We start from the raw sequence: 22344 nt of genomic DNA on the forward strand, positions 1-22344 counted from the left end.
GCCCTGGTCACTCCCGCTTCGCCTCCGGCGAGAAGCAGGAACGACCACGTGCCGTCGGCGGCTTCGACCGACCCCCGGCCGGGTCGGTCGAAGCCGCCCGGCGCTGGACTCCACCGTGCTGGACGACGCGGTCGCCGCCCAGGGCGCCGTCACCCGGAGCGGGCGGGGCGGGACTGTCGGACGTGCTGGGCAAGGCCGAACAGAGCGCCGGTGGGATCGCGCATGACGAGGTCTCCGTCGGAGTTCCGGCGCACTTCGGTCGCACCGAGCTGTCGGGCCCGCTCGGCGTCGGCGGCGGGTCTGTCGCTGGCGAAACCGACCAGCCAGAGTGATCGCTGCGCCGTCGGTTTCCCTGGCGGCTTGCCGGTGGGGGCGGCGGAGTTGTCCGGCAACAGGAACTCGGTGTGCTGGGGGTCGGAGTTCCAGCGCAGTGCTGGTCGGTAGAAAGCGGCGGCCTCCGCGCAGTGGTCGGTGAGAAGGCTGATGCGGCCGAAGGTCCCCGGTTCGCGGTTCAGCTGCATGCCGTCATGTGTTCCGGGCTGCCAGAGTGACAGTGGTGCGCCGACGGGATCGATCACGACGGCAGCGTGGCCGAGCGTCCCGACCTGGGTCGGTGCCACGATGATCCGGGCGCCCAGGTTCGTGAAGCGGGTGGCGGTGGCTCGGACGTCCGACACGGTGACGTTGGTCGTCCAGTAGGGTGCGCCTGCGTCCTCGGCCGGCCCCAGGGCCGCGACGAGATGTCCGCGCAGCGTGCAGAGCCGGTAGCCGTGGGAGTCCGGCCGGGCGACGGTCCAGCCGAACAGCGCGGTGTAGAACGCCGTCGTCGTCCCCATGTCGGGGGTGCCGAGGTCGATCCAGCTCACGGTGTTCTCGGGGTGACGCGTGATGTTCATCGAGATGACTTTCCGCTTGAGGCCGCCCCGCCCCGGCGGCGGAGCGAGGCGTGTTCAGAGCCGGCTCGGCGGCAATCCGCGGTGTCAGTCGTAGTAGGGCGAGTTCAGGTCGATACTCGCGTCCTTGACGATGTCGCCGTCGAACAGGCGTGTCGTTGCCGGGGCTCCGGTCCGGCGAGCCTCTTCGGCGAAGGGGCCCTGAGCGAAGGCCAGGGCGTTCTGGGCGCTGTCGAACTCGTAGAAGCCACCGACGGTGTGAGTTCCGATACCGGACAGCCACGTCTTGCGGATCAGGCCGGGTGCGGTCTTCAGCGCCGCGTTGATCTGGTGCCAGTCGAACTGATCGAACGGCACTGCGGCCTGGATCTCTGTGTAGAGAAACGTCTTGCCCATCTCGAACCTCCGGTTCAGGGGTTGTCCAGCCCCACGCCACTAGTACGTGCGTACTAGTGATAACGGGGTGAGCATGCACTAGGATGGCCGTACTAGTCAAGGAGGTGGCGGTGGCCGCGGACACGAAGTCCCGCATGATCAGCGCAGCGATCGGACTGCTTCAGCGCCACGGCCTGGCCGCGATGTCCTTCACCGACGTGCTGGCCGAGAGCGGTGCCGCACGCGGAGCGATCTATCACCATTTCCCGGGTGGCAAACAGCAACTCGCGCTCGAAGCAGCCCGCCGCAACGCAGAAGACGTCCGCGGCCACCTGCGCGAACTGCCGGGCCGCACGTCACGCGACGTCGTGGACGCGTTCCTTGACAGCGTCCGTCCCGTGGTACAGGCGTCCGCGGGGGGCGGCGGCTGTGCAATCGCGGCGGTCACCGTCGACGGCGGTGCGGCCATCGCCGACCAGAGCAGCCTGCTCACTGTCGCGGCCGAAGCGTTCACCGGCTGGGGCGGCGAGCTCGCCGCAAAACTCACCGACACCGGAATGAGCACGTCCCAGGCCGCTGATCTGGCCACCCTCATGATCGTCACACTCGAAGGCGCCCACATCCTGTGTCGCGCCGAGGGCAGCATCGCCCCCTTCGACAGAGCTGCCGCGGCTCTGCTCTCCGGCCTCCCCGGCCCGGGTTGAACCGGGGCCGGAACACGACGGAGCGGCGTGCTGACACGATCAGGCTTCTGCCGTGGCATGCACAGGGCGGCACCGGTCGGGTGTTGCTGTCACGCAACACCGTGGCCTCCTGCGATTCCGGCTCCCGCACGCGGCTCCGGCCCTGCTCTACGGGGTGGACCGCTCCACCATCACCCGGACTGTCCACGAGTCCGCCCCGGCGGTCCCCGGGCGTGCGGGCGCGACGGCGCTACCCGAACAGGCGGCGCTGGATCTCGCGCCGGTAGTCCTCCAGGGTTCTGTCGAGGTGTGCCGCGGTGGCCTTCGCGGCCTCCTCAGGGCGGCCGTCACGGATGGCGCGAAAGATCGCCTCGTGTTCCTCGACGGCTGCCCCGGTGTTCTCACCGAGCCTGTCATGGATACCGATGGCGCTGCACTGGCGCTGGAGACGGCGTGCGTCCCGCACGGCGCTGACGAGGAAGGTGTTGTGCGAGGCCGCGGACACGGCCGCGTGGAAGTCCTCGTCCGCCTGGTTGAACACCTCGACCAGGCCGTGGACGAAGCCGTGCCGGCACTGCTCCGTGGCCACCTCGATGGTGCGCAGTTCCGAAGGTGTGGCGCGGGTGGCCGCGAGACTGCTGGCGGACATCTCCTGGACACGGCGGAACTCGAACAGCATCAGCACGTGGTCGATGTCGACGGGACGGAAGAACCCTCCCCAACGGCTGGTGACGAGCATGCCTTCGTCGTCCGCGACGAACAGGCCCCTGCCCTTGTGGGCCCGCACGCGGCCCAGCGCCGAAAGGATCTTCACGGCCTCCCGCACCACAGCTCTGCTGGTGTCCAGCCTCTGAGCCAGGTCGATCTCCGTGGGCAGCCGGTCACCCACCGCCAACTGCTCCTCGGCGATGTACTCGAGGATCCGCTCAGCCACGATCTCGTACCCCGGACGGTAGCCGCGGCTCTCCTCCGAGCCGTTCGCCGCCGCGGACGCAGCGGAAGGGCCCTGAGCCGGCAAGGCCACTTCGATCGCTGACGTGTCGTCCATCTGTGTTGCCTCCCGGGTGGCCGCGGCCGACGCGACTGATCGCTGTGGAGCCGAGAGCATCGTAACGCCCCCCTGATAAGTCCTACTCATTTCAGTCGCTCCTCGCGGGGAAAAACTCAGAATCCCGGATACACAAAGGGATCTTTCTCTTGATACCGACCGAAAACTCTTCGTGCTGCTACGGACCTGCCCAAGGAACGTCGCACACACTCTTGACGCACCCCTTGATAAGGCGGCTAATTTCTTCCGAGTCCGCAGCACATCAGCCGCCTTCCAAGCGTCCGACGCCCGCCCGGGACGGCCCCGGCGTCGCCCCATCCGTGCGCCGCCTGCCCATCTGCTCGGGGCACCCGCAAACCCAGTGGAGTCACTCATGACCGTCCGCAAGCTTTCGCCCAGCCCGAGGAGAACGCTCGGCAAGCGGCATACGGAATTACTGGCCGGGTGCGCGGCCACCGTGTTGCTCACCGTGACGGCCTGCGGGGGCGGTACCGCCAGTACGACCACCAAGGACGGCTTCGCCCAGGTTCCCCAGAAGGACGGTGCGCTGACCGTCTGGGTGGACGCGACCCGCATGGAGGCCGCCGAGCAGTACCAGCGACTGCACCCGGACGTGAAACTGGACATCGTCAGCTACGACGGCGACGCCAACGGCTCGAACTACCTCCAGACCAAGGTCCAGCTCTTCAACCGCACCGGCAAGGGCTGGCCGGACGTCGTCTTCAGTTCGCAGAACAACGAGGCCTCCTGGGCGGTCGACGCGGACTTCGCCGCTCCGCTCGACAAGGGCCTGATCCCCGAGTCGACCCTGGGCCGGTTCTCGAAGGGCGCCAACGACGTCTGCACGGTGGACGGCACCCTCTACTGTCTGCGCAACGACCTCTCCCAGGCGGTGCTCTGGTACAACGCCCCGCTGCTGAAGAAGTTCGGCTACACGGTGCCCACGACCTGGGAGGAGTACCGGCAACTCGGCGAGAAGGTTTCCGAGGAGCACCCCGGCTATCTCGTGGGTGACGCGGGCGACTCCTTCACCCCCGAGATCTACCTGTGGGCGGGCAAGTGCGGCGCCAACCACATCACCGGGCCCAAGTCCGTCTCGGTGAACACCACCAGCGAGGCCTGCACCAGGATGGCCGGGCTCCTGGACGTGCTGATCAAGAACAAGTCCATGTCCACGAGCGGCGTCTTCAGCACCGACTTCGGCAAGAACCAGGCCGACAAGGTCCTGCTCATGCCGGGCCCGGCCTGGTACGGCGGCGCGGTCTTCAAGGACACCCTCAAGGTTCCGGCCAAGCAGATAGCGGCCGCTCCCGTCCCGCAGTGGCAGGGGGAGAACGCTCCGTCCACGGGCAACGTCGGCGGCGGTACCTGGCTGCTGTCCCGGCACTCCACCCACATCAAGGCCGCCACCGAATTCCTCAAGTGGGTCACCACCGACAACGCCTACCAGGGGGAGAAGGCGCCCGGCTTCCCCGCCTACGCGCCCGCGTCCGAGGCCTGGCTGAAGGGACAGGCGGCCTCCGGATACTTCGCCGGCGACCTGAGCGCGCTCGCGGCCGCCTCCTCCCAGGTCTGGCCCGAGTGGGGCTCGGGCCGGTTCAGCCAGGAGGCGATCTGGGCCGCCACCGTCAAGCCCGGCATCACCCAGGGCAAGTCCATCGTCTCGATGCTGCCGGCCTGGCAGGACTCCATCGTCAAGTACGCCCGGGCCAACGGATACAAGGTCGCGCAGTGACCCTCACCCACTCCCCGGCCGGCTCTGCCGCCCGGCGCCGTCGCGGCGCCGCCCGGCAGAGCCGGGCCGGCACGGCCTTCGTCGCCGCCTACGTGCTCCTGCTGATCGCGTTCGGCATCCTGCCGACCGGATACGCCGTCTACTTCGCCTTCACCGACGCCGGGGGAACGTTCACCGGCTTCGCCAACTTCATCGACACGGCGCAGGACTTCCGCTTCATGGACGCCGTCGGCCATGTCGCGCTCTATCTCCTGTTCTGGCTGGTCTCACTCGTGGTGTTCGTGGTGGCCCTGGCGCTGCTGCTGCACCGTCTCGCCTCAGGCGCCGTCAGCAAGTCCCTGCGCTTCCTCTTCTACATCCCCGGAGCACTCGCCGGCGCCGCGAGTGTGCTGGTGTGGCTGTTCATGCTCGACCCGGCGGTGAGCCCGGTCAGTTCGCTGCTGGGCATGCTGGGGTTCCACACCTTCGGCGAGGTGATCGCGCCCGGCAACCTGCCCCTGCTCTTCACGATCATCGCGTTCTGGACCGGCGCGGGCGGCTGGATCGTCGTCATCCACGGGGCGCTCGACAACATTCCCCGGGACGTCATGGAAGCCGCGCGCATCGACGGCGCGGGCGCCTGGCAGACCGCCTGGCGCGTCCAGATCCCCATGCTCCGCAAGTGGATCGTGTACATGGTGATCCTGGCCTTCGCGGGCGGCGCCCAGCTCTTCGTGGAGCCGCAGTTGCTGTCCCTCGCCAGTGTGGGCGTGGCCGGACGCGACTACTCGCTCAACCAGCTGACCTACGACTTCGCCTTTCAGATGAACAACGTCAACGGCGCCGCCGCGGTCTCGGTGGAGCTCCTGGTCGTCAGCGTGTCGGCCGCCGCCGTCTTCGTCGCGCGGTCGAGGTTCTTCGATGCCGACTGAGACCCCTGCCGGACCGGCCGCCGCCCCGCCACGCACGGAACGGGAACCGAACGCCATGAGCCGAGCCCACCACCAGGCCCGTCAGCGGCGGCGCCCCCGTGCCCCGCGTCGCCTCGTGCCCCGCCTGCTGACCGGCTCCGTACTCCTCGTCTTCACGGTGTTCTTCGTGCTGCCGGTGCTGTGGCTCGTCCTCGCGGCGACCAAGACCGACCAGCAGCTCGTGCACGGCAGCCCGCTGTCCTTCGGCTCCTGGCACGCCTTCAGGACGAACTGGGACCGCCTCACCGCGTTCCAGGACAACGCCGTCCTGCAGTGGCTGGGCAACTCCACCTCGTACGCGCTGATCTCACTGGTCATCACCCTGTGTGTGGCCGTGCCTGCGGGATACGCCCTGGCCATGACCGAGTTCCGCGGACGGCACACGTTGCTGGTCTCGACCCTGGTCGTGATGCTCATGCCGACCGCCACACTGGTGGTGCCGTTGTTCCTGGAGATCAACGCGGTGCACCTGATCGGCACGATGTGGTCGATCATCCTGCCGTACTCGTTCTACCCGTTCGGGGTGTACCTGACGTACATCTACTTCAGCACCGCCGTGCCGAGGGACCTGCTGGCGGCGGCCCGGATGGACGGCTGTTCGGAGTTCGGCGTGTTCCGGCACATCGCTCTGCCGCTGGCGACGCCGGTCATCGCTCTCGTGGGCTTCTTCAGCTTCGTCGCCAACTGGACCAACTACTTCCTGCCGTACGTGATGCTCCCCGAGAGCGACCAGATGCCCGTCCAGGTCGGCGTGGGAAGCCTGCTCAGCAATGTGCCGTCCTTCAACCCGGCCGTCGGCACCCTCGCGATCGAGCGCCCGCAGCTCGCACTGGCCACGCTCCTGGCCATCACACCCGTGCTGATCGTCTTTCTCTTCGCCCAGCGCTTCCTGGTCAGCGGGATGCTCGCCGGCGCCACCAAGGAATAGCGGCCCGGCCCTGCCGCCGTCCCCGGCGCACGGTGTCCCGCCGTCCACCCCGAACGGAGACCCCATGCCCTCCGACTCTCCCGACGTCACCCCGGCCGAGGACTCCCCCCGCGGCCACCCGGTCCCGCCGCCCGGGATCGAGGCAGGCGTGCCGCTGCTCGAACCACCCGGCTGGGCCGTGGCCCAGCGAGCGCTGTTCGACCTCCTCGACCACTCCTGGCGGCGCTTCGCCCGCGACTTCACCGGCCCCGACGGACGACTGAACTACTCGGGACCGCTGACCACCCGTGACGGTGCGGACGACTTCTACGAGGTGTTCTTCAACTGGCCCCAGCTGTACCTCCTCGGCGGCGCCGACGACCTGCTGCCCGCCGGCGAGAAACACTGGGAGGGCGTGACCCGGCAGCTGACCGAACTCGGCATGCTGCGCGACGAGTACGAGCGCGGCTACGACTGGTTCCACCAGGGCGAGAGCCTGCTGCTGCTGTACTTCCTGTGCATGGCCGCTCCGGACCGCTGGGCCGGACGCGCCCTGCGCTTCGCCCAGCTGTACGTCGACCCCGCCAAGGGCAACTACGACCCCGAGCACCGCATCATCACCCGTCCGCACAACGGCAGCGACCCCGACCGCACCGGCCTGTTCGACGGCGACGTCTACCCGTGGCTGCCCGAGGAAGCGCAGACATACGGGTTCCCGCTCGACTGGATCCCCGAGGCCGACGGCGGCCCGTACCCCCTCTCCGAGGATCCGCGTCTCGGCGCGCAGATGCGTGATCGGACGGGCGTCGGCGACACCGCCGTCAACCTCGCCGCGGCCGGGCTGGTCCTCAACGCCTGGATCCTCTCCGGCGAGGATCGCTACCGCGACTGGATCGTCGCGTACGTGGGCGCGTGGCGCGAGCGCACCGAGGCGAACGGCGGCCTCGTCCCCGACAACGTCGCCCCGGACGGCGTCGTCGGAGGCCTGCTGGAGGGCCGCTGGTACGGCGGCCACTACGGCTGGTCCTGGCCGCACGGCTGGCACAGCGTGGGCCACGCGGCCTGTGTGGCGGCGCTCGCGGCGGCCACGGCCACCGGTGACGACGACTACCTCTCCATGGTCACGACCTCGCTCGACACCCTCATCGGCCACGCCAAGGTGATGCCCCACACCGAGGCGGACTCCAGTCTCCCCTCCAAGTGGGCGGTCGAACTCGGCCCGGACGTCCACACACCCACACCGCACCTGCCGTTCCGCCACAACGACTCGGGCTGGTTCGACCACAACCCGGCCACCGCGCCCGTCCCGGTGGCCCTGTGGCACCACACGGCCTCCGAAGCCGACCGCGCCCGGCTGGAGCGGCTGCGCGAGGCCGACGGCATCGACTGGCGCACCGTGCGGCCCTTCCGCTCCAAGGAGGAATCCGGACACGAGAAGGCCTGGTTCGCCTTCCTGGCTGGCGACGACCCCGGCTATCCCGAGCGGATCCTCGCCGCGGCCCAGGCGCAGGTCCACCACCGCCTGCGGCGCATGGACCGCTACCGTGACCTGGACGTGGACGAGGCCGACATCCACGTGTGGCAGCTGTGCAACCCCGTGGTCACCGAGGCCCTCGTACAGCTGACCTGGGGCGGTCCCCAAGTGCTGTACGGCGGGGGTCTGCAGCAGGCCCGGCTGCGCTATCACGACGCCGAGGCCCGCCGCGCCGGCCTGCCCCCGGACGTGGCCGCCCTGGTCACCTCCATCGACCCCGAGGCGACCACCGTCGAACTGGTCAACCTCTCTCCCGAGACGGATCGCACGGTGATCGTCCAGGCCGGCGCCTTCGCCGAGCACACCATCGCCGCCGTCCGGTACACGACCTGCGAGGACGACGGATGGATCGGGGACCTGTACGACTACGGCCACACCGAGCCCGTCGTCACCGAGACGGAGCAGGCCTGCGACAGCGACTTCCTGACCGTGCGGCTGCCCGCGTCCACCCGCGTCCGGCTCGTCCTGCGGCTCCGCCTGCGCACCAACACACCGAGCTACCGGACACCGTTCGACCCCACGCCCGGCCGGACCACCCCGGCCGCGGAGGGAGAGACCGCATGAAACGCATCGCCCGGACCATCGGGCTCCGGAACAGGAGCCCGATGGTCGAGGCGGTGATCGACCGGGCGGAACCGACGTCACCGGTCGTCGGCGAGATGCCCGTCAGGCGGTGCTGAGGGGATGCGCCGCCGTGGCCGAGCGTGGGGGCCAGGCGTGGGGGGCCAGTATGCCGAGGACGTAGGCGCGGGCGACGAGGGCCGGTCGGGTCGCGGCGCCCAGCAGGTGCCGCAGGCGGCTGAGGTGGTAGTCGAGCGTCTGCCGCGACAGTCTCAGCGAGGCGGCTATGTCGCTGTTGCTGCTGCCCTGCGCCAGCAGCGACAGGATGCGGATCTGCGCGGCGGTGAGCGGCGGGTGGGCCTCGTGGGCCAGGCTCTGATGGGTGATCACGGCCCAGACGTGCCGCGCCCGGCCGCCGGAATGGCCGATAGTCGTCAGGTGGAGCTCCGCCCGCCGCTGCAGTCCATGGGCGTCGACGAGCACGGCGGTGGTCTCGACACGTCGGGTGCGGCGGGCTATCAGACTGTTCCAGCGGCGGTGCAACCGGTCGAGGTCGGGCCCCGGCCCGGGGGCCAGCAGCGTGTGGGCGCGGCGGCCCACGAGGTCGGGCAGGCCGAGGTGGAACAGTTCGGCGGCCGCCACGCTCGCCTCGATCACCCGCCCGTTCGCCGACAACAGGGCGCACGGCAGCCCGCTGTGGTCACGCAGTGCGCTCAGGTTCTCCTCGGCCTCCTGACGCTGCTCGGTGGCCCGCAGGTGGTCGGTGATGTCGACGTAGATGCCGGCGACGCACGTGCGGGACCGTTCCCGCACCGGGAAGCGGTGGCCGACCGCGCGGCCCGTGCTGCCGTCCTGACGCAGGTAGCGCAGAGTGTGCCGGACGGGCGTGCCCCGGGCGAGTATCTGCTGGTCAAGGGCACGGAACCGGTCGGCCTCGGCAGGGGGGTCGAAGTCCTCGATGTATCTGCCGACCAGTTGCTGCGGAACGGTGCCGTAGAGGTGTGCGTAGGCGTGGTTGGCCCACAGGTAGCGTCCGTCGCGGTCCCGGATGAAGGCGGCCGCCGGGGCGAGGTCCACGAGGTCCGCGAAGGCGGCGTAGTCGCGGGGCACCGCGAGACCCGCTTCCCGCTGCCGCCGGTCCGGGGCCCGTTGTGAGCCGCCCGGGCCGGCGGGGCCGCCGGCCTGCGACTCCCCTGCCTGCCGGGTCCCGCCGGCGTCCCCCTCCCCCGCCTGCCACGGCTCGTCGACTTCCCTCCAGAACACGGGAAGGTTCTCGAGCAGTGTCTTGAGGCTCGGCTCGCCCACAACGGTCTCCGTCCGTGTACGACTGACTGACGCACAGTCACATGAGGTCGGATTTCCCGCCCGGAACGGCACAAGCTCCATTCCCGGCCGAGTTGCCGGAGGGGACGGCGGCCCCGCTCGCCCTGTCGCCCGGGCCCGGCTCCGGGTCCGACGGTCTGCGGCTCACCGCCGCGACTCAGGCATTTGCCTGAGTCGCGGGCGCCCTCTGCGGCGATGTGGACGGTCACAGCCTGGTCCCCTGGAGTGTGCGGGCGAGCGGACACGCAGGACGCCGTCCCCGCATGCGATCCCCGGGCCCGTCACCGCACCGACGGTGCCGCGGACGGCCCCTGCCGACCAGGTGAACGGAGACGAATTTCTGTGAGCACGGTGCTGTTGGTGCATGCCAAGGGTGGTCCACCGCTCGGCCATGTCCTGTCCCGGACGGCTGCGAGGGCGGACGTGCACCTGCTGGCGCTCAGCGCTCTTCCCCCCGCCGTGGCGGGTTCCGTCGGGAGACTGTGCGCCTCGGTCACGACGCCGGGCGACGCGGGCCGCTCCGACCTGGTCTCCCTGATCGTCTCGCGTGCCCGGGAGGTGGGCGCGGACGCCGTGATCACCTTCTCCGAGTACGCGGTCGTGGCCGTCGCCGAGGCCTGCGAGAAGCTCGGCCTGCCGGGCGCGGGCGCGGCCGCCGCACTGGCGCGCGACAAGCGGCTGATGCGCGGCGCCTGGCAGCGCAGCGGCTTGCCGCAGCCCGCCTTCCGTCCCGTCGCCACGGAGGCGGATCTGCGGGCGGCGGTGGACTCCCTGTCCTGCCCGCTGCTGCTCAAGGCCGCCTGGAGCGCGGGATCCACCGCCCACCAGATCATCAGCTCCCCCGGCGACGTGTCCGCCGCCTGGGCCCGCTCGCGCCAGGTCATGGCGGAGTCCGCCCAGTTGGGATTCGCGGAGCTGCATGTCGCCGAGGCGGAAGCCGACTTCGTCGTCGAGGAGATCGTCAGCGGCACGGCGGCGGACTGGTTCGACGAGCCGGGCTGGGGCGACTACCTCAGCGTCGAGGGCGTCGTGGCGGACGGTGTCTTCCGTCCCGTCTGCCTCAGCGGCCGGATGCCCACCGTCGAGCCCTTCACCGAACGCGCAGGCATCACCCCCGCCCCGCTGTCGCCCGACGCGCAGGACCGCGTCGTGGACCTGGCGCGCCGCGCCGTCGACGCACTGGGCCTGCGCGACTGCGGGACGCACACCGAGATCAAGCTCGGCCCGGACGGCCGTATGTGGCTCATCGAGACCGCCGCCCGGTTCGGCGGCGCGATGACGGTGCCGCAGATCGAGGAGGTCTTCGGACCGGACCTGGTGGGCATGCTCGTCGACCACCTCCTGGGACGCCCTGTCGCCTGGCCGGAGCAGGCTCTGACACCGGCGCAGGCCCGGGGTGCGGCGGGTTCCCTCGTCGTCCTCGCGGTCGACGGCCGCGGCGAGGCCTGGCAGGACCGCAGGATCTGGGACTTCCCCGTGGTGGCGTCGGGCGTGCCGCTGAGCCCGGACAGCGAGCTGTCGGTGGTGGCGGAGAGTTCCCTGCCCGAAGGCAGTGTCGTGCCGGTCTACGACCCCGCCGGGGGCGCCAACACCATGGCGGCCCTGTGCCTGCTCTCCGCCGCCGACCCGCGGACGGTGCTGCGGGACTTCCGAACCCTGGTGGACGCGCTGCCCCGGGTGCTGCCCGCCGCGCAGCGCGAGGAGGCTTCCGCATGAGCGCCCACCTGACCGCCGGTGCCTCCGGTGCCGCCGAGCCCGGCACGGACCGCACGGTCGTCGGCGAGAACCTCTCCCTGCCGCTCTTCCGGACGCTGTCGGGAGTCCTGGCGGGTCATCCCTACCTCAAGGTCGTCGTCGACCGCGCGGAGAACACCTGGCACCTGCTCGACACGGGCGCGCACCCTTTCCACGTCGACTACGTCGCCACCCGGGTGCTGGGGATGGATCTGGCCGCGCTGGACGCGGAGCTGGACGCGTTCAACGCCTCCGTCTACACCGATCCCGAGCGTCGGTTCCTGCTCGGTGTGCTGTCCCTGCACACCGAGCGGGAGGAGGGCAGGGAGCGGCCGTTCCTCGTCCTGGAGACGACCGAGGCCGACACCATGCATGGCGAACTCCTCGCGTACTTCTACGAGTTCGTGCGGGTCAGGGTCGACAGCCGACTGCCGCTGCTGCTCAAGCCCGCCAACCACGGGCAGGAGGAGGAGCTGTCGGCGATCAGCGAACAGCGCGTGCCCCGCATCCTGAGCCACGAGCTGTTCGGTTCCCGGGAGCGCACTCCGCTGAACCCCGGCGAGGCCACCGGACGGCTGCGGTTCTTCCGGACCGCCGAGGAGTACACGGCGGCGGAGGCCGGGCTGGGCTGGGCGGACATCGTGGCGATGCCCTGCCTGCCCGACGACGTGCCGCGGGTCGCCGGCTTCATCAACACCGCGCCCATCACGCCCCTTTCGCACACCAACGTCCTCGCGTCCGGATGGGGCATCCCGAACGCGATCGTCCAGGACCTGGAGCAACTCGTCGAGAAGGAGGGCCTCGACGACACGTGGGTGCGCTACCGGGTCGACGAGGACGACATATCCCTGCGGCGCCTCGACCACGAACCCGGCCTGCGGGCGCCGGCCTGGCACCAGCAGCGCATACGCCTCGAACCGCCGCTCCTCGAGGACGCCCCCGTGCTGTCCCTGCACCGGCTGCGCCGTGCCGACCGCGACCGCTACGGCACGAAGGCGGCCAACCTCGGCGAGCTGCACCACGTCCTCGACAGCCGCACGGTGGACCTGACCTCCTTCTACGGCCGGCCCCGTCCGCCGCGCGAGGACCTCTTCGGCCACCTCGCCGCGCGCCTCGGCCTCACCTCCACCGCCTACACCGCCGAGCAACTTCGCTTCAGAGCAGCCGAGTTCGTCGCGGAGGCGGTCGGCGCCCCCGAGGGCGTCGCACTCCCCTTCGCGCTCCAGCAGCGGTTCCTCGTCTCCTCGCCGGCCCTCCAGCAGGGCATCGGCAAGCTGAAGATGGCGCTCGAACTCGACGCCACCGACGTCCTGGACTCGCTGTGCCTGCACCTGCAGCACCTGATCCGGCACACCCCGGTCCCCGAGGCGGTCACCCGGCAGATCGACCAGGCCTTCCCCGAGGCGGCGGCCTCGCGCGGACGGCTGGTGGTGCGCTCCTCCTCCAACGCCGAGGACCTGCCCGGGTTCTCCGCGGCGGGCGTCTACGACTCCGTCACCACCGTCCACGGCACGGGTGAACTCCTCGACGCCGTACGCCAGGTGTGGGCCTCCCTCGTGTCGCCCCGCAGCGTACGGCTGCGCCACCAGGTCGGCATCTCCCTCGACGACACCTACATGGGTGTGATCATCCAGGAGTACGTGCCCGCCACGCTGGGCGGCGTCCTCGTGACCTGCAACCCGACCCGCCGGGACGACTTCCGCAACGTCTACCTCAACTGTTCCCCGGGCTCGCCCGAGCAGGTGGTCGACGGGACGGTGCTGCCGCAGCAGTACCTGTACAACACCGTGGAGGGCGGCGGCCGTACCGTCGCGCTGGGTTCGTGGGGCCAGGGGCTGTCCGCCGCGGTCCGCGCCCGGCTCGCCGACCTGTCCCTGACCGGACGGCTCCTGCAGTCCCACTTCAGCGAGGCCGACGTGGACAAGCCCCTCGACATCGAGTGGCTGATGACCGAGCGGGGCGACTTCCGGCTGGTCCAGATCCGCCCCTACGCGCTGTGAGGGCGCGTCCTGGCCGGCCGCGCCCCGGCACCGGAGCGGCAGGGGGCCTGACCGGCGCCGCCCACCGGATCATCCGGCTCAACTACGGCTTCCAGCTGCTGTTCAACCTGTTGTGGTGGATGCCGGTGTTCTACGCCTACCAGAAGGAGGCCGGGCTCTCGGACGGACAGATCTTCGGCATCCAGAGCATCTACTACGTGGCCTTCTGCCTGCTGGAGATCCCCACCGGGCTGATCGCCGACCGGATCGGCACCCGCAACTGCCTGCGGGCCGGCGCGGTGGTGATGACGGCCGCGAACCTGGCCCCGGTGGTCAGCGCCTCCTACGCGGGGTTCCTGCTCCACTTCCTGGCCATCGCCGCCGGCCGGTCGCTCACCTCGGGCGCGGCGAGCGCCTACCTGTACGACGGGCTGCGGGCGGAACGCTGCGAGGAGCACTACCTGCGGGCGGAGGGCACCGCACGGGCGCTGGGGCTGGCGGCGAAGGTGGCGTGCTGGCCGCTGGTCGGGCCCTTGACGGCCCTCGCGCACCCCGCCCCGTACGTGCTCAGCGCCGCGAGCGCGGCAGGCTCCCTCGTCTGCGCCCTGCTGCTCCCCCGGCTCGCGGGGGCGGAAGCCGGAGCGGACACCGGCCGGGGTGACGGCGGGCGCCGGGGCGGCGCCTTCCTGCGGGACGCGGGGACCGCGCTGCGCTGCGTCGCCTCCTCCCCGTGGCTGGCCCTGGTGATGGTGCAGGGCGTGGCGGTCTTCACGCTGTCGCGCATCTGCCAGGTCAACCTCTTCCAGCCGATCCTGCTGGACCACGGCATCGGCGAGGCCTCGCACGGTGGGGTGCTGGCCGCGATGACCGTGGCGGAGGCGGTGGCGTCCGCGCGGCCCCAATGGATCAGCCGCAGACTGCCGCCGGTCGCCTGGGTGTCCGTCCTCAGCCTCGCGCTGGCGGGCACCCTGGCGGCCATGACCCTTGGTGGGCCGTGGGTCGTCGTCGTGCTCCTCTGCCTGTTCGCCGCCGCGACCGGGTTCGCGTTCCCCGTCCAGCGCAAACTGGTCAACGACGCGATCCCCGCGCACGCGCCGCGGGCGACCCTGCTGTCGGTGGAGAGCATCGTGGACCGCGCGGTGTGCGCTCTGGCCGCGATCGCCGCGGGCGCGTACCTGTCGGCCGGGCATCTGGACGCGTTGCTCTGGCACAGCGCGCTGGCCACGGCAGTGCTGCTGGGGGGCTTCCAACTGCTGCTGCGCAGCGGCGCGGTCGCCCGTGACGGCCGGGAACCCCGAGCGGGCGGCCGCAGCGGCCGCGCGGGAGCCGGCGGCACCGCGTCGGCGGCGGGCGAGGGTGCGCCCGGCCTGGCGAACGCGGGGGACGTCGACGGCAAGGAGGCCCTCGAACCGGACCGGGCCGCACGGGGGCCACGAACGACCTGACTCACCGGACCGGCGGGGCCACCGGCGGGCCAGCCCTTCACCGGCGCCGAAACGGTGTCCGTGGCGTCGGAGCCGGTCCGTCGTCGTACGCCCCAGAGCAAGGTCGCACGACGACGGACGGGCCCGGCCAGGGCCAGGGCTACGGCTACGGCTACGGCTACGGCTACGGCTACGGCTACGGCTACGGCTACGGCTACGGCTACGGCTACGGCTACGGCTACCGTCGGCTGAGGCGACGTTCAGCCGAGGCGACGGCCGAGCAGATCGACCAGTCCCGCCGGCAGGAACACGGGCCGGTGCGGCAGACCGACCTGGTACGACACGAAGCCCAGCGAGGAGGCCACCGACACCTCCTGCGCCGTCTCCGCCTGGTAGGCGACCCGGCAGCCGCCCGAGTCCAATCTGGCGCGCTGCCACAGGACCGGGGACGGCTTGCGTTCGGACTCGGTGCGCGGCGTACGGATCCGGTCGCCGAAGTCCGCCCAGGCGAAAGCCGCCGGACCTCGCCACGCCGCGTCGACCTCCGTCCGGAGCCGGGCGGCGCGCTCGGCGTCGGTCGCGCCCCAGGAAGGCGGGACATTGGTGATCAGGCCGACCCTGATGTGACGCTCCCGCAGGGTCCGCAGGTACGAGGCCGCCCCGGGCAGGTAGGTGGTGCTGCCGTCGTCGGCGGTGTGCACCAGGGTCTCCCCCAGGTCGAAGTACACGACGGGACAGGCCCGTTCACCGTGCGCGGCCGCGGTCGCCGGGGTGCAGAGCAGCGTCGACGCCAGGGCCGCACCCAGCGCGAGGCCCGCACGGGCCGAAGCGTGGAGGGCGGATCGGTTCATGGGCAACGTCACCTCCATGAAGCTGTCATAGACATGACACGCTAACGCTTCTGCGGTCCGCCGGTGGCCCGAGCCCACTACTGGCCTGATCCGGCCCCTGATCCGCGGCGGATCGCCCGCCCCCGCCGGGCCGCGTGCCGCGGCGGTCCAGGCTGCGGCGAGGCGAGGCACGCCCCTCACGGACCGAAGCCGCCGGAGTCGACCGCTCCGGTCAACGGCGCGGTCACCCCGCCACCTCGCCGTCGGCCGGCGCGGCAAGACCGGCGTCGCGGGCCGCGAGCGCGGCCTGGACACGGTTCTCGCACCCCAGTTTCGCGAGTATGCGGCTCACATACGTCTTCACCGTGGCTTCGCTCATGTGGATACGCCGACCCGTGTCCGCGTTGGACAGGCCTTCCCCGAGGAGGGCCAGCACGTCCCTCTCCCGTTCGGTCAGGGCCGCCACCCGGCGCCGTGCCTCCTCTCCACGGCGGGTGGGAGCCTGTTCCCTCACCGAATCCGCCACGTGCCTCGTGGCCTGCGGCGACAGGAACGCCGCGCCTGCCGCCGCAGCCCGTACCGCTCCGATCAGCTCGCAGGGGGCCGAGTCCTTCAGGAGAAACCCCGATCCGCCGTCCTGCAGAGCACGCAGCACGTTGTCGCGCTGCCCGAACGTCGTCAGGATCAGCACGCGTGCCGCGGGAACGGTCCGGCGCAGTTCGGCGAGGGCGGCGAGTCCGTCCATGCGCGGCATCTGGATGTCCAGCAGGGCCACGTCCACCCTGTGCCTGCCCGCGAGTTCGACCGCCTCCCGACCGTCGACGGCCTCGGCGACGATCTCGATGTCCTGCGCCGAGGCCAGGATCATTCTGATGCCGGCCCGGATGAGGGGCTCGTCGTCGGCGATGAGCACGCGGATCATCTGTTCTCCTGACTGTCGGCGGCCCCGGGAGGGGCGGGGCGCTCGGCTTCCCGGCCGACGGCGAGAGGCTTCGGGGACCGCCCGGGAGCGTACGGAAACATCCCCGCGATCCGAAACCCTCCGCTCCCCGTGGGACCGGCGTACAGCATCCCGCCGACCAGCAGGGCACGTTCCCGCAGTCGCGACAGTCCCTGCCCACCGCTGACCACGGCTCTGCGGCCACCGGTCCGCCGCGCCCTCGCCTCGTTCGCCACCTCCACCACCAACGAGTCCGGCTCGTAGCGCAGACTGACGGTGATCGGGGCTCCCGGCGCGTGTTTGTACGCGTTGGTCAGCCCCTCCTGCGCCACCCGGTACGCTGCGTGATCCGCCGCCGGCGCCAGGGGCCGGCAGGGTCCGGAACGCGAGAGGCGCACCTGTCCGCCGTTCGCCGCTGCCGCCAGGACCAGGCTCTCTATACCCGCCACTCCCTTGATCTCGGGCCGGTCCCTGTCGCTCGCCCCGTCGTTGAGAATCGCCACGACCGCGCGCAGTTCCTGCATCGCGGCCGTCGACGCCTGCCGCAGCACCATGACCGCCTCACGCTGAGACTCCGTCAGCTGCTGGTCGACTTCGAGTGCACCGGTGTGCAGGGCGACCAGGGCGAGCTGATGACCGAGGCTGTCGTGCATGTCCCGGGCGATGCGCTGCCGCTCCCGCATCCGAACCTGGTCGCTCAGCGTCTGCGCCTCCTTCAGCAACCGCGCCCTGTGATCCTCGACGGCCCGGTAGACGGCGAACCGCCGGGTCCAGTAGTGGTTCCCGATCCCCGGAAGGACCGCGATCACCGAAAACGCGAGGCAGACGAATATGAGGTATTCCGCGACCGGTTGCGGCCACCACAACCACAGGTTCAGGGCCGCGTACACGACGAAGGCCCCGAGGAAGGCAGCCGCGGCACGTGCCGCGCTGCGGATCCGTTGCCCGGCCGACCAGCTGACGACGAAGAGCAGCACACTGCCCACGCCCAGGCCTGAGCACAGCGCGGCCGCGGCGATCAGGGCGACGGCGGGCGCCCGGCGCCGCAGGAGGAAGATCAAGGCGACGGCCGGCGGCAGGAGGACCAGCCACCTCTGCCCGTCGTCGTCGCTCATTGCCTCCAGCCAGGTCTCGGCCGACGCCAGCAGGACCGCAGCCGCGATCTCCAGGACCCCGCTGCTCCCGAACGTCGGGACGAGCCTCCTCCTTCTCCACGGCAGAGCACGAAAGGCTCGGGACAGCGCACTCACCCGCTCACCATAGTTGCCGCCGCGAGCCGACGGCTGTCGACGGAAGTCGTCGGCCACAGCGACTTTCGGCGGTCGTCGCGGCTTCGGAGAGAGTGTCCCTGGCGCGGGGCGCCCGCCGACGGGGCCCGGCCCTGCCCGCGGAGTCGCCCGTCGGCAGCGCAGAGCATGCGCCGTGCGCATCGCGCGCCCGCCCGCCGGGTGCCGGCCCGGTGGCCGGCCCGCGCCTGCCCCGCGCGGCCGTGACCCCCTCCACCGCCCGGTCGCGCGGTCTCCCCTCCCTCCACGAGGCCGTGAGCGTGCGGGGGCCGTGCCGGGCCGGCCGCGTCACGGACCTCGCACGCTCACGGGCGGCTCAGGACCGACGGGTGGATCGGGGTTTCCACCGCTGACAGCGGCCGACCGCTGCCGCCGCCCCGGGCGGCGACGAGCTCGGCCGCGATCGCGACCGCCGTCTCCTCGGGGGTGAGCGCCCCGATGTCCAGGCCGATGGGGGAACGCAGCCCTGCCAGTTGCCCGTCGGTCAGCCCCGACTCCCGCAGCCGGCGTACCCGGTCCGCGTGGACGCGGCGGGAGCCGAGCGCCCCCACGTACGCCAACGGTCTGCGCAGCGCCTCGGCAAGCAGCGGAATGTCGAACTTCGGGTCGTGCGTGGCCACGACCACGGCCGTGCGCCGGTCGGTCTCCGTCACCGCCAGGTACCGGTGGGGCCAGTCGACGACCAGCTCGTCCACGGTGGGGAACCGTCCGGCGGTGGTGAAGACCGCGCGTGCGTCGCAGACGGTGACCCGGTAGCCGAGGAACGAGCCGATCGCGGCTACCTTCGCGGCGTAGTCGGTCGAGCCGAAGACCAGCAGCCGGGCGGACGGCGGCCAGCACTCGATCAGCACCCTGACACGGTGGTCGCCGGACGGGTCGCGCGCCGTGTGGGTGCAGACATCGGTGCGGCCCGTGTCCAGCCTCGCGCGGATGTCCGCGAGGACAGCGGCGTCCAGCGACAGATCCCCGGTGGTGCCACACGCTTCACCGCCGGCCAGGGCGACGGCCCGGCCCCGAAGCCGCTCGGGGCCCGACACGACCCGGGCCAGGGCAGCCGGGCGACCGTCCGCCACCGCCCGGCACGCGACGCCGAGAGTCTGCGCGAGCCCCGTCGACGCGGGCACGGCCTGGACGAACACCTCCAGCTCGCCACCGCAGGTCAGCCCCACGGCGAAGGCTTCCTCGTCGGAGTAGCCGAAATGCGCCAGTTCCGGTGTCCCGCAGGCCAGCACCCGCTGGGCGAGTTCGTACACCGCTCCTTCCACACAGCCTCCGGATACGCTGCCCACCACCGCGCCGTCAGGTCCCACGGCGAGTGCGGCCCCCGGTCGCCGTGGGGCGCTGCCCGTCACCGCGATCACGCTGGCCACGGCACAGGTGTCGCCGGCCGCGGCCCATTCCACCAGCCGCGGAGCCAGTTCTCTCATCGGTCCGCCCTCCTACTCCCGGGCGACGGGTGCGGAGGCGACGTCCGCGGACGCCTTTCTGATCGCCTCCCGGATCCGTGGGTAGGTGCCGCAGCGGCAGACGTTCTCGATCCGGTCGATGTCGTCGTCGGTCGGCTGAGGTGTCCTGTCGAGCAGTGCCACGGCGGCCATGATCTGTCCGGGCTGGCAGAAGCCGCACTGCGCGACGTCGCACTCCAGCCACGCCTTCTGCACCGGGTGCAGCCGGTCGCCGTCGGCCAGTCCCTCGATGGTGGTGACCCGGCGTCCGGCGCAGTCCGCGACGGGCACCACACAGGGCTGGATCTCAGAGCCGTCCATATGGCTGGTGCAGGCGCGGCAGACCCCGATGCCACAGCCGTACTTGGGGCCGGTGACGCCGAGCACGTCGCGCAGCACCCACAGCAGCGGCATGTCGGCCGGCGCCTCGACGGTCACCGGTTGCTTGTTGAGAACGAACGAGTAGCGAGGCATCGGCCCTCTCTCAGAAGTCGACGGGAAAGCGGCGGGGGCGCGTGCCGGTGGCGCGGGCGTAGGCGTTGGCGACGGCTCCGGCCGCCGCCGGCACGCCCAGTTCGCCGGCCCCGCCAGGGCTGCGGTGGGAGGGCATGACATGGGCCTCGAAGTGCGTCGGACTGTGCCGCTGGCGGGCGTAGCGGAAGTCGGTGAAGCTCTCTTCGCGCACCGCCCCCCGGTCGATGTGCAGGCCGGCGCTCAGGACGGTGGAGATCCCGTCGATCGCGGTGCCCATCAACTGGGCCTGCAGACCACGCGGGTTGACGACCGTGCCGACGTCGGCGGCCATGACCACCCTCCGTACCCGGGGGTGGCGCGGGTCACTGGCGTCGATCTCGGCCAGACAGGCGACGCAGGATCCGTATTCCTCGTGGACGGCGACTCCCTGCGCGACACCGGCCGGCAAGGGCCGGCCCCAGTGGCCGGCGGCGGCGACCTTGCCCAGCACCCGGACCGCGGCCCTGCTGGTGAGGGTGGCGCACCGGAACGCGACCGGGTCCTCGCCCAGTCGCCTGGCGATCTCGTCGACGACGATCTCCTCGGCGGTCCGCATCGTTCCGGAGGACACCGCACGCCATGCGCCGACAGGGATCGGCAGCCCGACCCCGCCCGACCGCACGGACAGCGCGCCGAAGGCGTACAGACCCTCGTCACCCGCCGCAGTCGCCGCCGCGCCCGCGGGCCCCGCGGCGATCGCCGAAAGACTCCGCGTCGTCGCCCGAGCGCCTTCGGAGGACTCGCCGACCTCGGCGACCCGGTGGGCGAACGCCACCACCTTCCCTCCGGCGAGACTGGCCCGGATCCTGTGGTGGCTGGCCGGCCGCATCCGGCCGTGCCGGATGTCGTCGCTGCGGCTCCACATCAGCTTCACCGGCAGGCGGGCCGCTTTCGATATCCGGGCCGCCTCGACGGCCGCCTCACAGGTCAGCCGGCGCCCGAACGAGCCGCCACCCCGGACGACGTGCACACGGACCGCCGCCGCGGGCAGCCCGACAGCCGACGCGATCTCCTCCTGCGCGAAGACCGGGGTCTGGGAGGAGAACCAGATCTCGGCGCGGCCGGCGCGCACGTCCGCCACCGCCGTCAGCACCTCCATCGGCGCATGGCTGACGAAAGCGAACTCGAACTCGCCCGTCACCTGGACCGATCCGCGCGGCGGAGCACCGAGCGACGGCACCGCGTCCCGCAGCCGGGCACGGATGTGCTTGTCGGACAGCGCGCCCAGGGGGCCCGGGGCCCAGGTGATCCGCAGCGCGTCACGGGCCTGGAAGGCGTGGTGGAACGTCTCCGCGACCACGGCCACACCGTGGGAGGTCCTGACGACCGCCAGGACGCCCGGCATGGCGCGGGCGGCCGAGTCGTCGACCGATACGGGACTGCCGAGCAGCGTCGGGGGCCGGGCGACGAGTGTCGGCTTCGCCCCGGCCACCGAGAGGTCGCCGGTGTACTTCGCCCTGCCCGTGACGAGGTCCTGGGCGTCGATGCGGGTCGCCGGGTGGCCGATGATCCGGTGCAGTCGCGCCGGCTTCGGTGTGGCACGCCTCGGGGTGCGGATCCGGGCGGCGGCCTCGGTCAGGGATCCGAAGGTGGCCGTGCGTCCGTCCGGTGCCACCACCGTGGTGTCACGCGTGCGCAGCGTCCGCGCGGGCAGGTGCCACCGCCGGGCCGCGGCGTTCACCAGCCGGGCCCTGGCGGTGGCGGCCAGGTACCGGGCCGGGTCGTACAACGAGCGGACCGAACTGGAACCGCCCGTGTACTGACCGGGCAGTTCGGGCCGCGCGTCGGCGAGCGGGACGACGACGTCGGCGAGGCGGGCGTCCAGTTCCTCGGCGATCATCATCGCGACCGCGGTGGTGATGCCCTGGCCGACCTCGACCCTCGGCAGCCGCACCACCACCTTGTTGGCGGCGGTCACTTCCAGGACCAGCTTCTCCGCGTCGGTGCCGGTGACGATCGCCCGGGACGGCCCCTGGGTTCCGGCCGGCCCGGTGGCGACCGCCGCGGCGGCCCGTGACGCCGTGCCGACGCCGGTCGGGACGCACAGGGTGAGCGTGGCCGCCGTCACCGCCTTGACGACGGCCCTTCGACGCGGCGGATCAGGAGCCGTGCGGCTGGGCCCGGACGCTTCGCCGTCGGCAGGGCGGGGCAGAGGACGGATGGGGTCCATGAGGCGCTCCTCGT

General features: G+C 71.5%; 18 protein-coding genes. 8 read left to right on the forward strand and 10 right to left on the reverse strand.

Features of this window, described 5'->3' with window-relative positions; genetic code table 11:
- Positions 1-149: 149 nt before the first annotated feature.
- On the reverse strand, positions 150-896 hold the full coding sequence (locus IE239_RS28140; RefSeq protein ID WP_229878355.1) for a VOC family protein: 747 nt from the start codon (positions 894-896) through the stop codon (positions 150-152).
- Positions 897-980: 84 nt separating this feature from the next.
- On the reverse strand, positions 981-1289 hold the full coding sequence (locus IE239_RS28145; RefSeq protein ID WP_190152210.1) for a hypothetical protein: 309 nt from the start codon (positions 1287-1289) through the stop codon (positions 981-983).
- A 110-nt stretch (positions 1290-1399) separates the two neighbouring features.
- Here IE239_RS28145 and IE239_RS28150 point away from each other — a divergent pair, with 110 nt between their 5' ends.
- Complete coding sequence (locus IE239_RS28150; protein ID WP_190152211.1) at positions 1400-1972, forward strand: TetR/AcrR family transcriptional regulator; 573 nt, start codon at positions 1400-1402, stop codon at positions 1970-1972.
- Between the two features lie 229 nt (positions 1973-2201).
- Here the strand turns inward: IE239_RS28150 and IE239_RS28155 are convergent, their stop codons facing one another.
- Positions 2202-2999 (reverse strand): FadR/GntR family transcriptional regulator, encoded by a 798-nt coding sequence (locus tag IE239_RS28155; protein ID WP_190152212.1) that lies wholly within the window; start codon positions 2997-2999, stop codon positions 2202-2204.
- A gap of 373 nt (positions 3000-3372) precedes the next feature.
- Between IE239_RS28155 and IE239_RS28160 the strand changes: the two genes are divergently transcribed.
- The 4 genes from IE239_RS28160 (at position 3373) to IE239_RS28175 (ending at position 8689) form a co-directional block, all read left to right on the forward strand.
- The gene (locus tag IE239_RS28160) at positions 3373-4734 is read left to right on the forward strand and encodes an ABC transporter substrate-binding protein (RefSeq protein ID WP_190152213.1); all 1362 of its coding nucleotides are present in this window, start codon (positions 3373-3375) and stop codon (positions 4732-4734) included.
- The gene (locus tag IE239_RS28165) at positions 4731-5645 is read left to right on the forward strand and encodes a carbohydrate ABC transporter permease (protein ID WP_190152214.1); all 915 of its coding nucleotides are present in this window, start codon (positions 4731-4733) and stop codon (positions 5643-5645) included. The genes IE239_RS28160 and IE239_RS28165 overlap by 4 nt, the downstream gene beginning before the upstream one ends.
- 55 nt (positions 5646-5700) lie before the next feature.
- Positions 5701-6612 (forward strand): carbohydrate ABC transporter permease, encoded by a 912-nt coding sequence (locus tag IE239_RS28170; RefSeq protein ID WP_190152215.1) that lies wholly within the window; start codon positions 5701-5703, stop codon positions 6610-6612.
- A 64-nt stretch (positions 6613-6676) separates the two neighbouring features.
- The gene (locus IE239_RS28175) at positions 6677-8689 is read left to right on the forward strand and encodes a DUF8034 domain-containing protein (RefSeq protein ID WP_190152216.1); all 2013 of its coding nucleotides are present in this window, start codon (positions 6677-6679) and stop codon (positions 8687-8689) included.
- 102 nt (positions 8690-8791) lie between these two features.
- Here IE239_RS28175 and IE239_RS28180 read toward each other — a convergent pair whose 3' ends face one another.
- On the reverse strand, positions 8792-9991 hold the full coding sequence (locus tag IE239_RS28180; RefSeq protein ID WP_190152217.1) for a PAS domain-containing protein: 1200 nt from the start codon (positions 9989-9991) through the stop codon (positions 8792-8794).
- 360 nt (positions 9992-10351) lie between these two features.
- Between IE239_RS28180 and IE239_RS28185 the strand changes: the two genes are divergently transcribed.
- Genes IE239_RS28185 through IE239_RS28195 form a run of 3 tightly spaced genes read left to right on the forward strand, consistent with a single transcriptional unit; the run spans position 10352 to position 15167 of the window.
- Positions 10352-11725, forward strand: a complete 1374-nt coding sequence (locus IE239_RS28185; RefSeq protein WP_190152218.1) for an ATP-grasp domain-containing protein — start codon at positions 10352-10354, stop codon at positions 11723-11725.
- Positions 11722-13743: a PEP/pyruvate-binding domain-containing protein gene (locus IE239_RS28190; protein ID WP_190152219.1), complete on the forward strand. Its 2022-nt coding sequence runs from the start codon at positions 11722-11724 to the stop codon at positions 13741-13743. Before IE239_RS28185 ends, IE239_RS28190 begins: the two co-directional genes overlap by 4 nt.
- On the forward strand, positions 13740-15167 hold the full coding sequence (locus tag IE239_RS28195; protein WP_229878356.1) for an MFS transporter: 1428 nt from the start codon (positions 13740-13742) through the stop codon (positions 15165-15167). Before IE239_RS28190 ends, IE239_RS28195 begins: the two co-directional genes overlap by 4 nt.
- A gap of 239 nt (positions 15168-15406) precedes the next feature.
- On the opposite strand, the gene IE239_RS28200 is transcribed toward IE239_RS28195, so the two are convergent.
- The 6 genes from IE239_RS28200 to IE239_RS28225 form a co-directional block, all read right to left on the reverse strand.
- Positions 15407-15997, reverse strand: a complete 591-nt coding sequence (locus IE239_RS28200; RefSeq protein WP_190152221.1) for an HAD family hydrolase — start codon at positions 15995-15997, stop codon at positions 15407-15409.
- Positions 15998-16220: 223 nt separating this feature from the next.
- A complete protein-coding gene (locus IE239_RS28205) occupies positions 16221-16898 on the reverse strand; it encodes a response regulator (RefSeq protein WP_190152222.1) in 678 nt (225 codons plus the stop codon).
- Positions 16895-18166, reverse strand: a complete 1272-nt coding sequence (locus IE239_RS28210) for a sensor histidine kinase (protein WP_190152223.1) — start codon at positions 18164-18166, stop codon at positions 16895-16897. Before IE239_RS28210 ends, IE239_RS28205 begins: the two co-directional genes overlap by 4 nt.
- Positions 18167-18507: 341 nt before the next feature.
- The gene (locus IE239_RS28215) at positions 18508-19629 is read right to left on the reverse strand and encodes an XdhC family protein (protein WP_190152224.1); all 1122 of its coding nucleotides are present in this window, start codon (positions 19627-19629) and stop codon (positions 18508-18510) included.
- A gap of 12 nt (positions 19630-19641) precedes the next feature.
- Positions 19642-20121 carry a (2Fe-2S)-binding protein gene (locus IE239_RS28220; protein WP_190152225.1) on the reverse strand — a complete coding sequence of 160 codons (480 nt, stop codon included), beginning with the start codon at positions 20119-20121 and terminating at the stop codon, positions 19642-19644.
- A 10-nt stretch (positions 20122-20131) separates the two neighbouring features.
- Positions 20132-22330 carry a molybdopterin cofactor-binding domain-containing protein gene (locus IE239_RS28225; RefSeq protein ID WP_190152226.1) on the reverse strand — a complete coding sequence of 733 codons (2199 nt, stop codon included), beginning with the start codon at positions 22328-22330 and terminating at the stop codon, positions 20132-20134.
- Positions 22331-22344 lie beyond the last annotated feature (14 nt).

Origin of the sequence: Streptomyces humidus, assembly GCF_014649655.1 — a bacterium.
Lineage (GTDB): Bacteria > Actinomycetota > Actinomycetes > Streptomycetales > Streptomycetaceae > Streptomyces > Streptomyces humidus.

What these genes read in the sequence shown, in the direction of transcription:
- IE239_RS28140 (WP_229878355.1), bottom strand. Translation starts at nt 896, where the DNA reads ATGAACATCACGCGTCACCCCGAGAACACCGTGAGCTGGATCGACCTC.
- IE239_RS28145 (WP_190152210.1), bottom strand. Translation starts at nt 1,289, where the DNA reads ATGGGCAAGACGTTTCTCTACACAGAGATCCAGGCCGCAGTGCCGTTC.
- IE239_RS28155 (WP_190152212.1), bottom strand. Translation starts at nt 2,999, where the DNA reads ATGGACGACACGTCAGCGATCGAAGTGGCCTTGCCGGCTCAGGGCCCT.
- IE239_RS28160 (WP_190152213.1), top strand. Translation starts at nt 3,373, where the DNA reads ATGACCGTCCGCAAGCTTTCGCCCAGCCCGAGGAGAACGCTCGGCAAG.
- IE239_RS28170 (WP_190152215.1), top strand. Translation starts at nt 5,701, where the DNA reads ATGAGCCGAGCCCACCACCAGGCCCGTCAGCGGCGGCGCCCCCGTGCC.
- IE239_RS28175 (WP_190152216.1), top strand. Translation starts at nt 6,677, where the DNA reads ATGCCCTCCGACTCTCCCGACGTCACCCCGGCCGAGGACTCCCCCCGC.
- IE239_RS28190 (WP_190152219.1), top strand. Translation starts at nt 11,722, where the DNA reads ATGAGCGCCCACCTGACCGCCGGTGCCTCCGGTGCCGCCGAGCCCGGC.
- IE239_RS28200 (WP_190152221.1), bottom strand. Translation starts at nt 15,997, where the DNA reads ATGAACCGATCCGCCCTCCACGCTTCGGCCCGTGCGGGCCTCGCGCTG.
- IE239_RS28205 (WP_190152222.1), bottom strand. Translation starts at nt 16,898, where the DNA reads ATGATCCGCGTGCTCATCGCCGACGACGAGCCCCTCATCCGGGCCGGC.
- IE239_RS28215 (WP_190152224.1), bottom strand. Translation starts at nt 19,629, where the DNA reads ATGAGAGAACTGGCTCCGCGGCTGGTGGAATGGGCCGCGGCCGGCGAC.
- IE239_RS28220 (WP_190152225.1), bottom strand. Translation starts at nt 20,121, where the DNA reads ATGCCTCGCTACTCGTTCGTTCTCAACAAGCAACCGGTGACCGTCGAG.
- IE239_RS28225 (WP_190152226.1), bottom strand. Translation starts at nt 22,330, where the DNA reads ATGGACCCCATCCGTCCTCTGCCCCGCCCTGCCGACGGCGAAGCGTCC.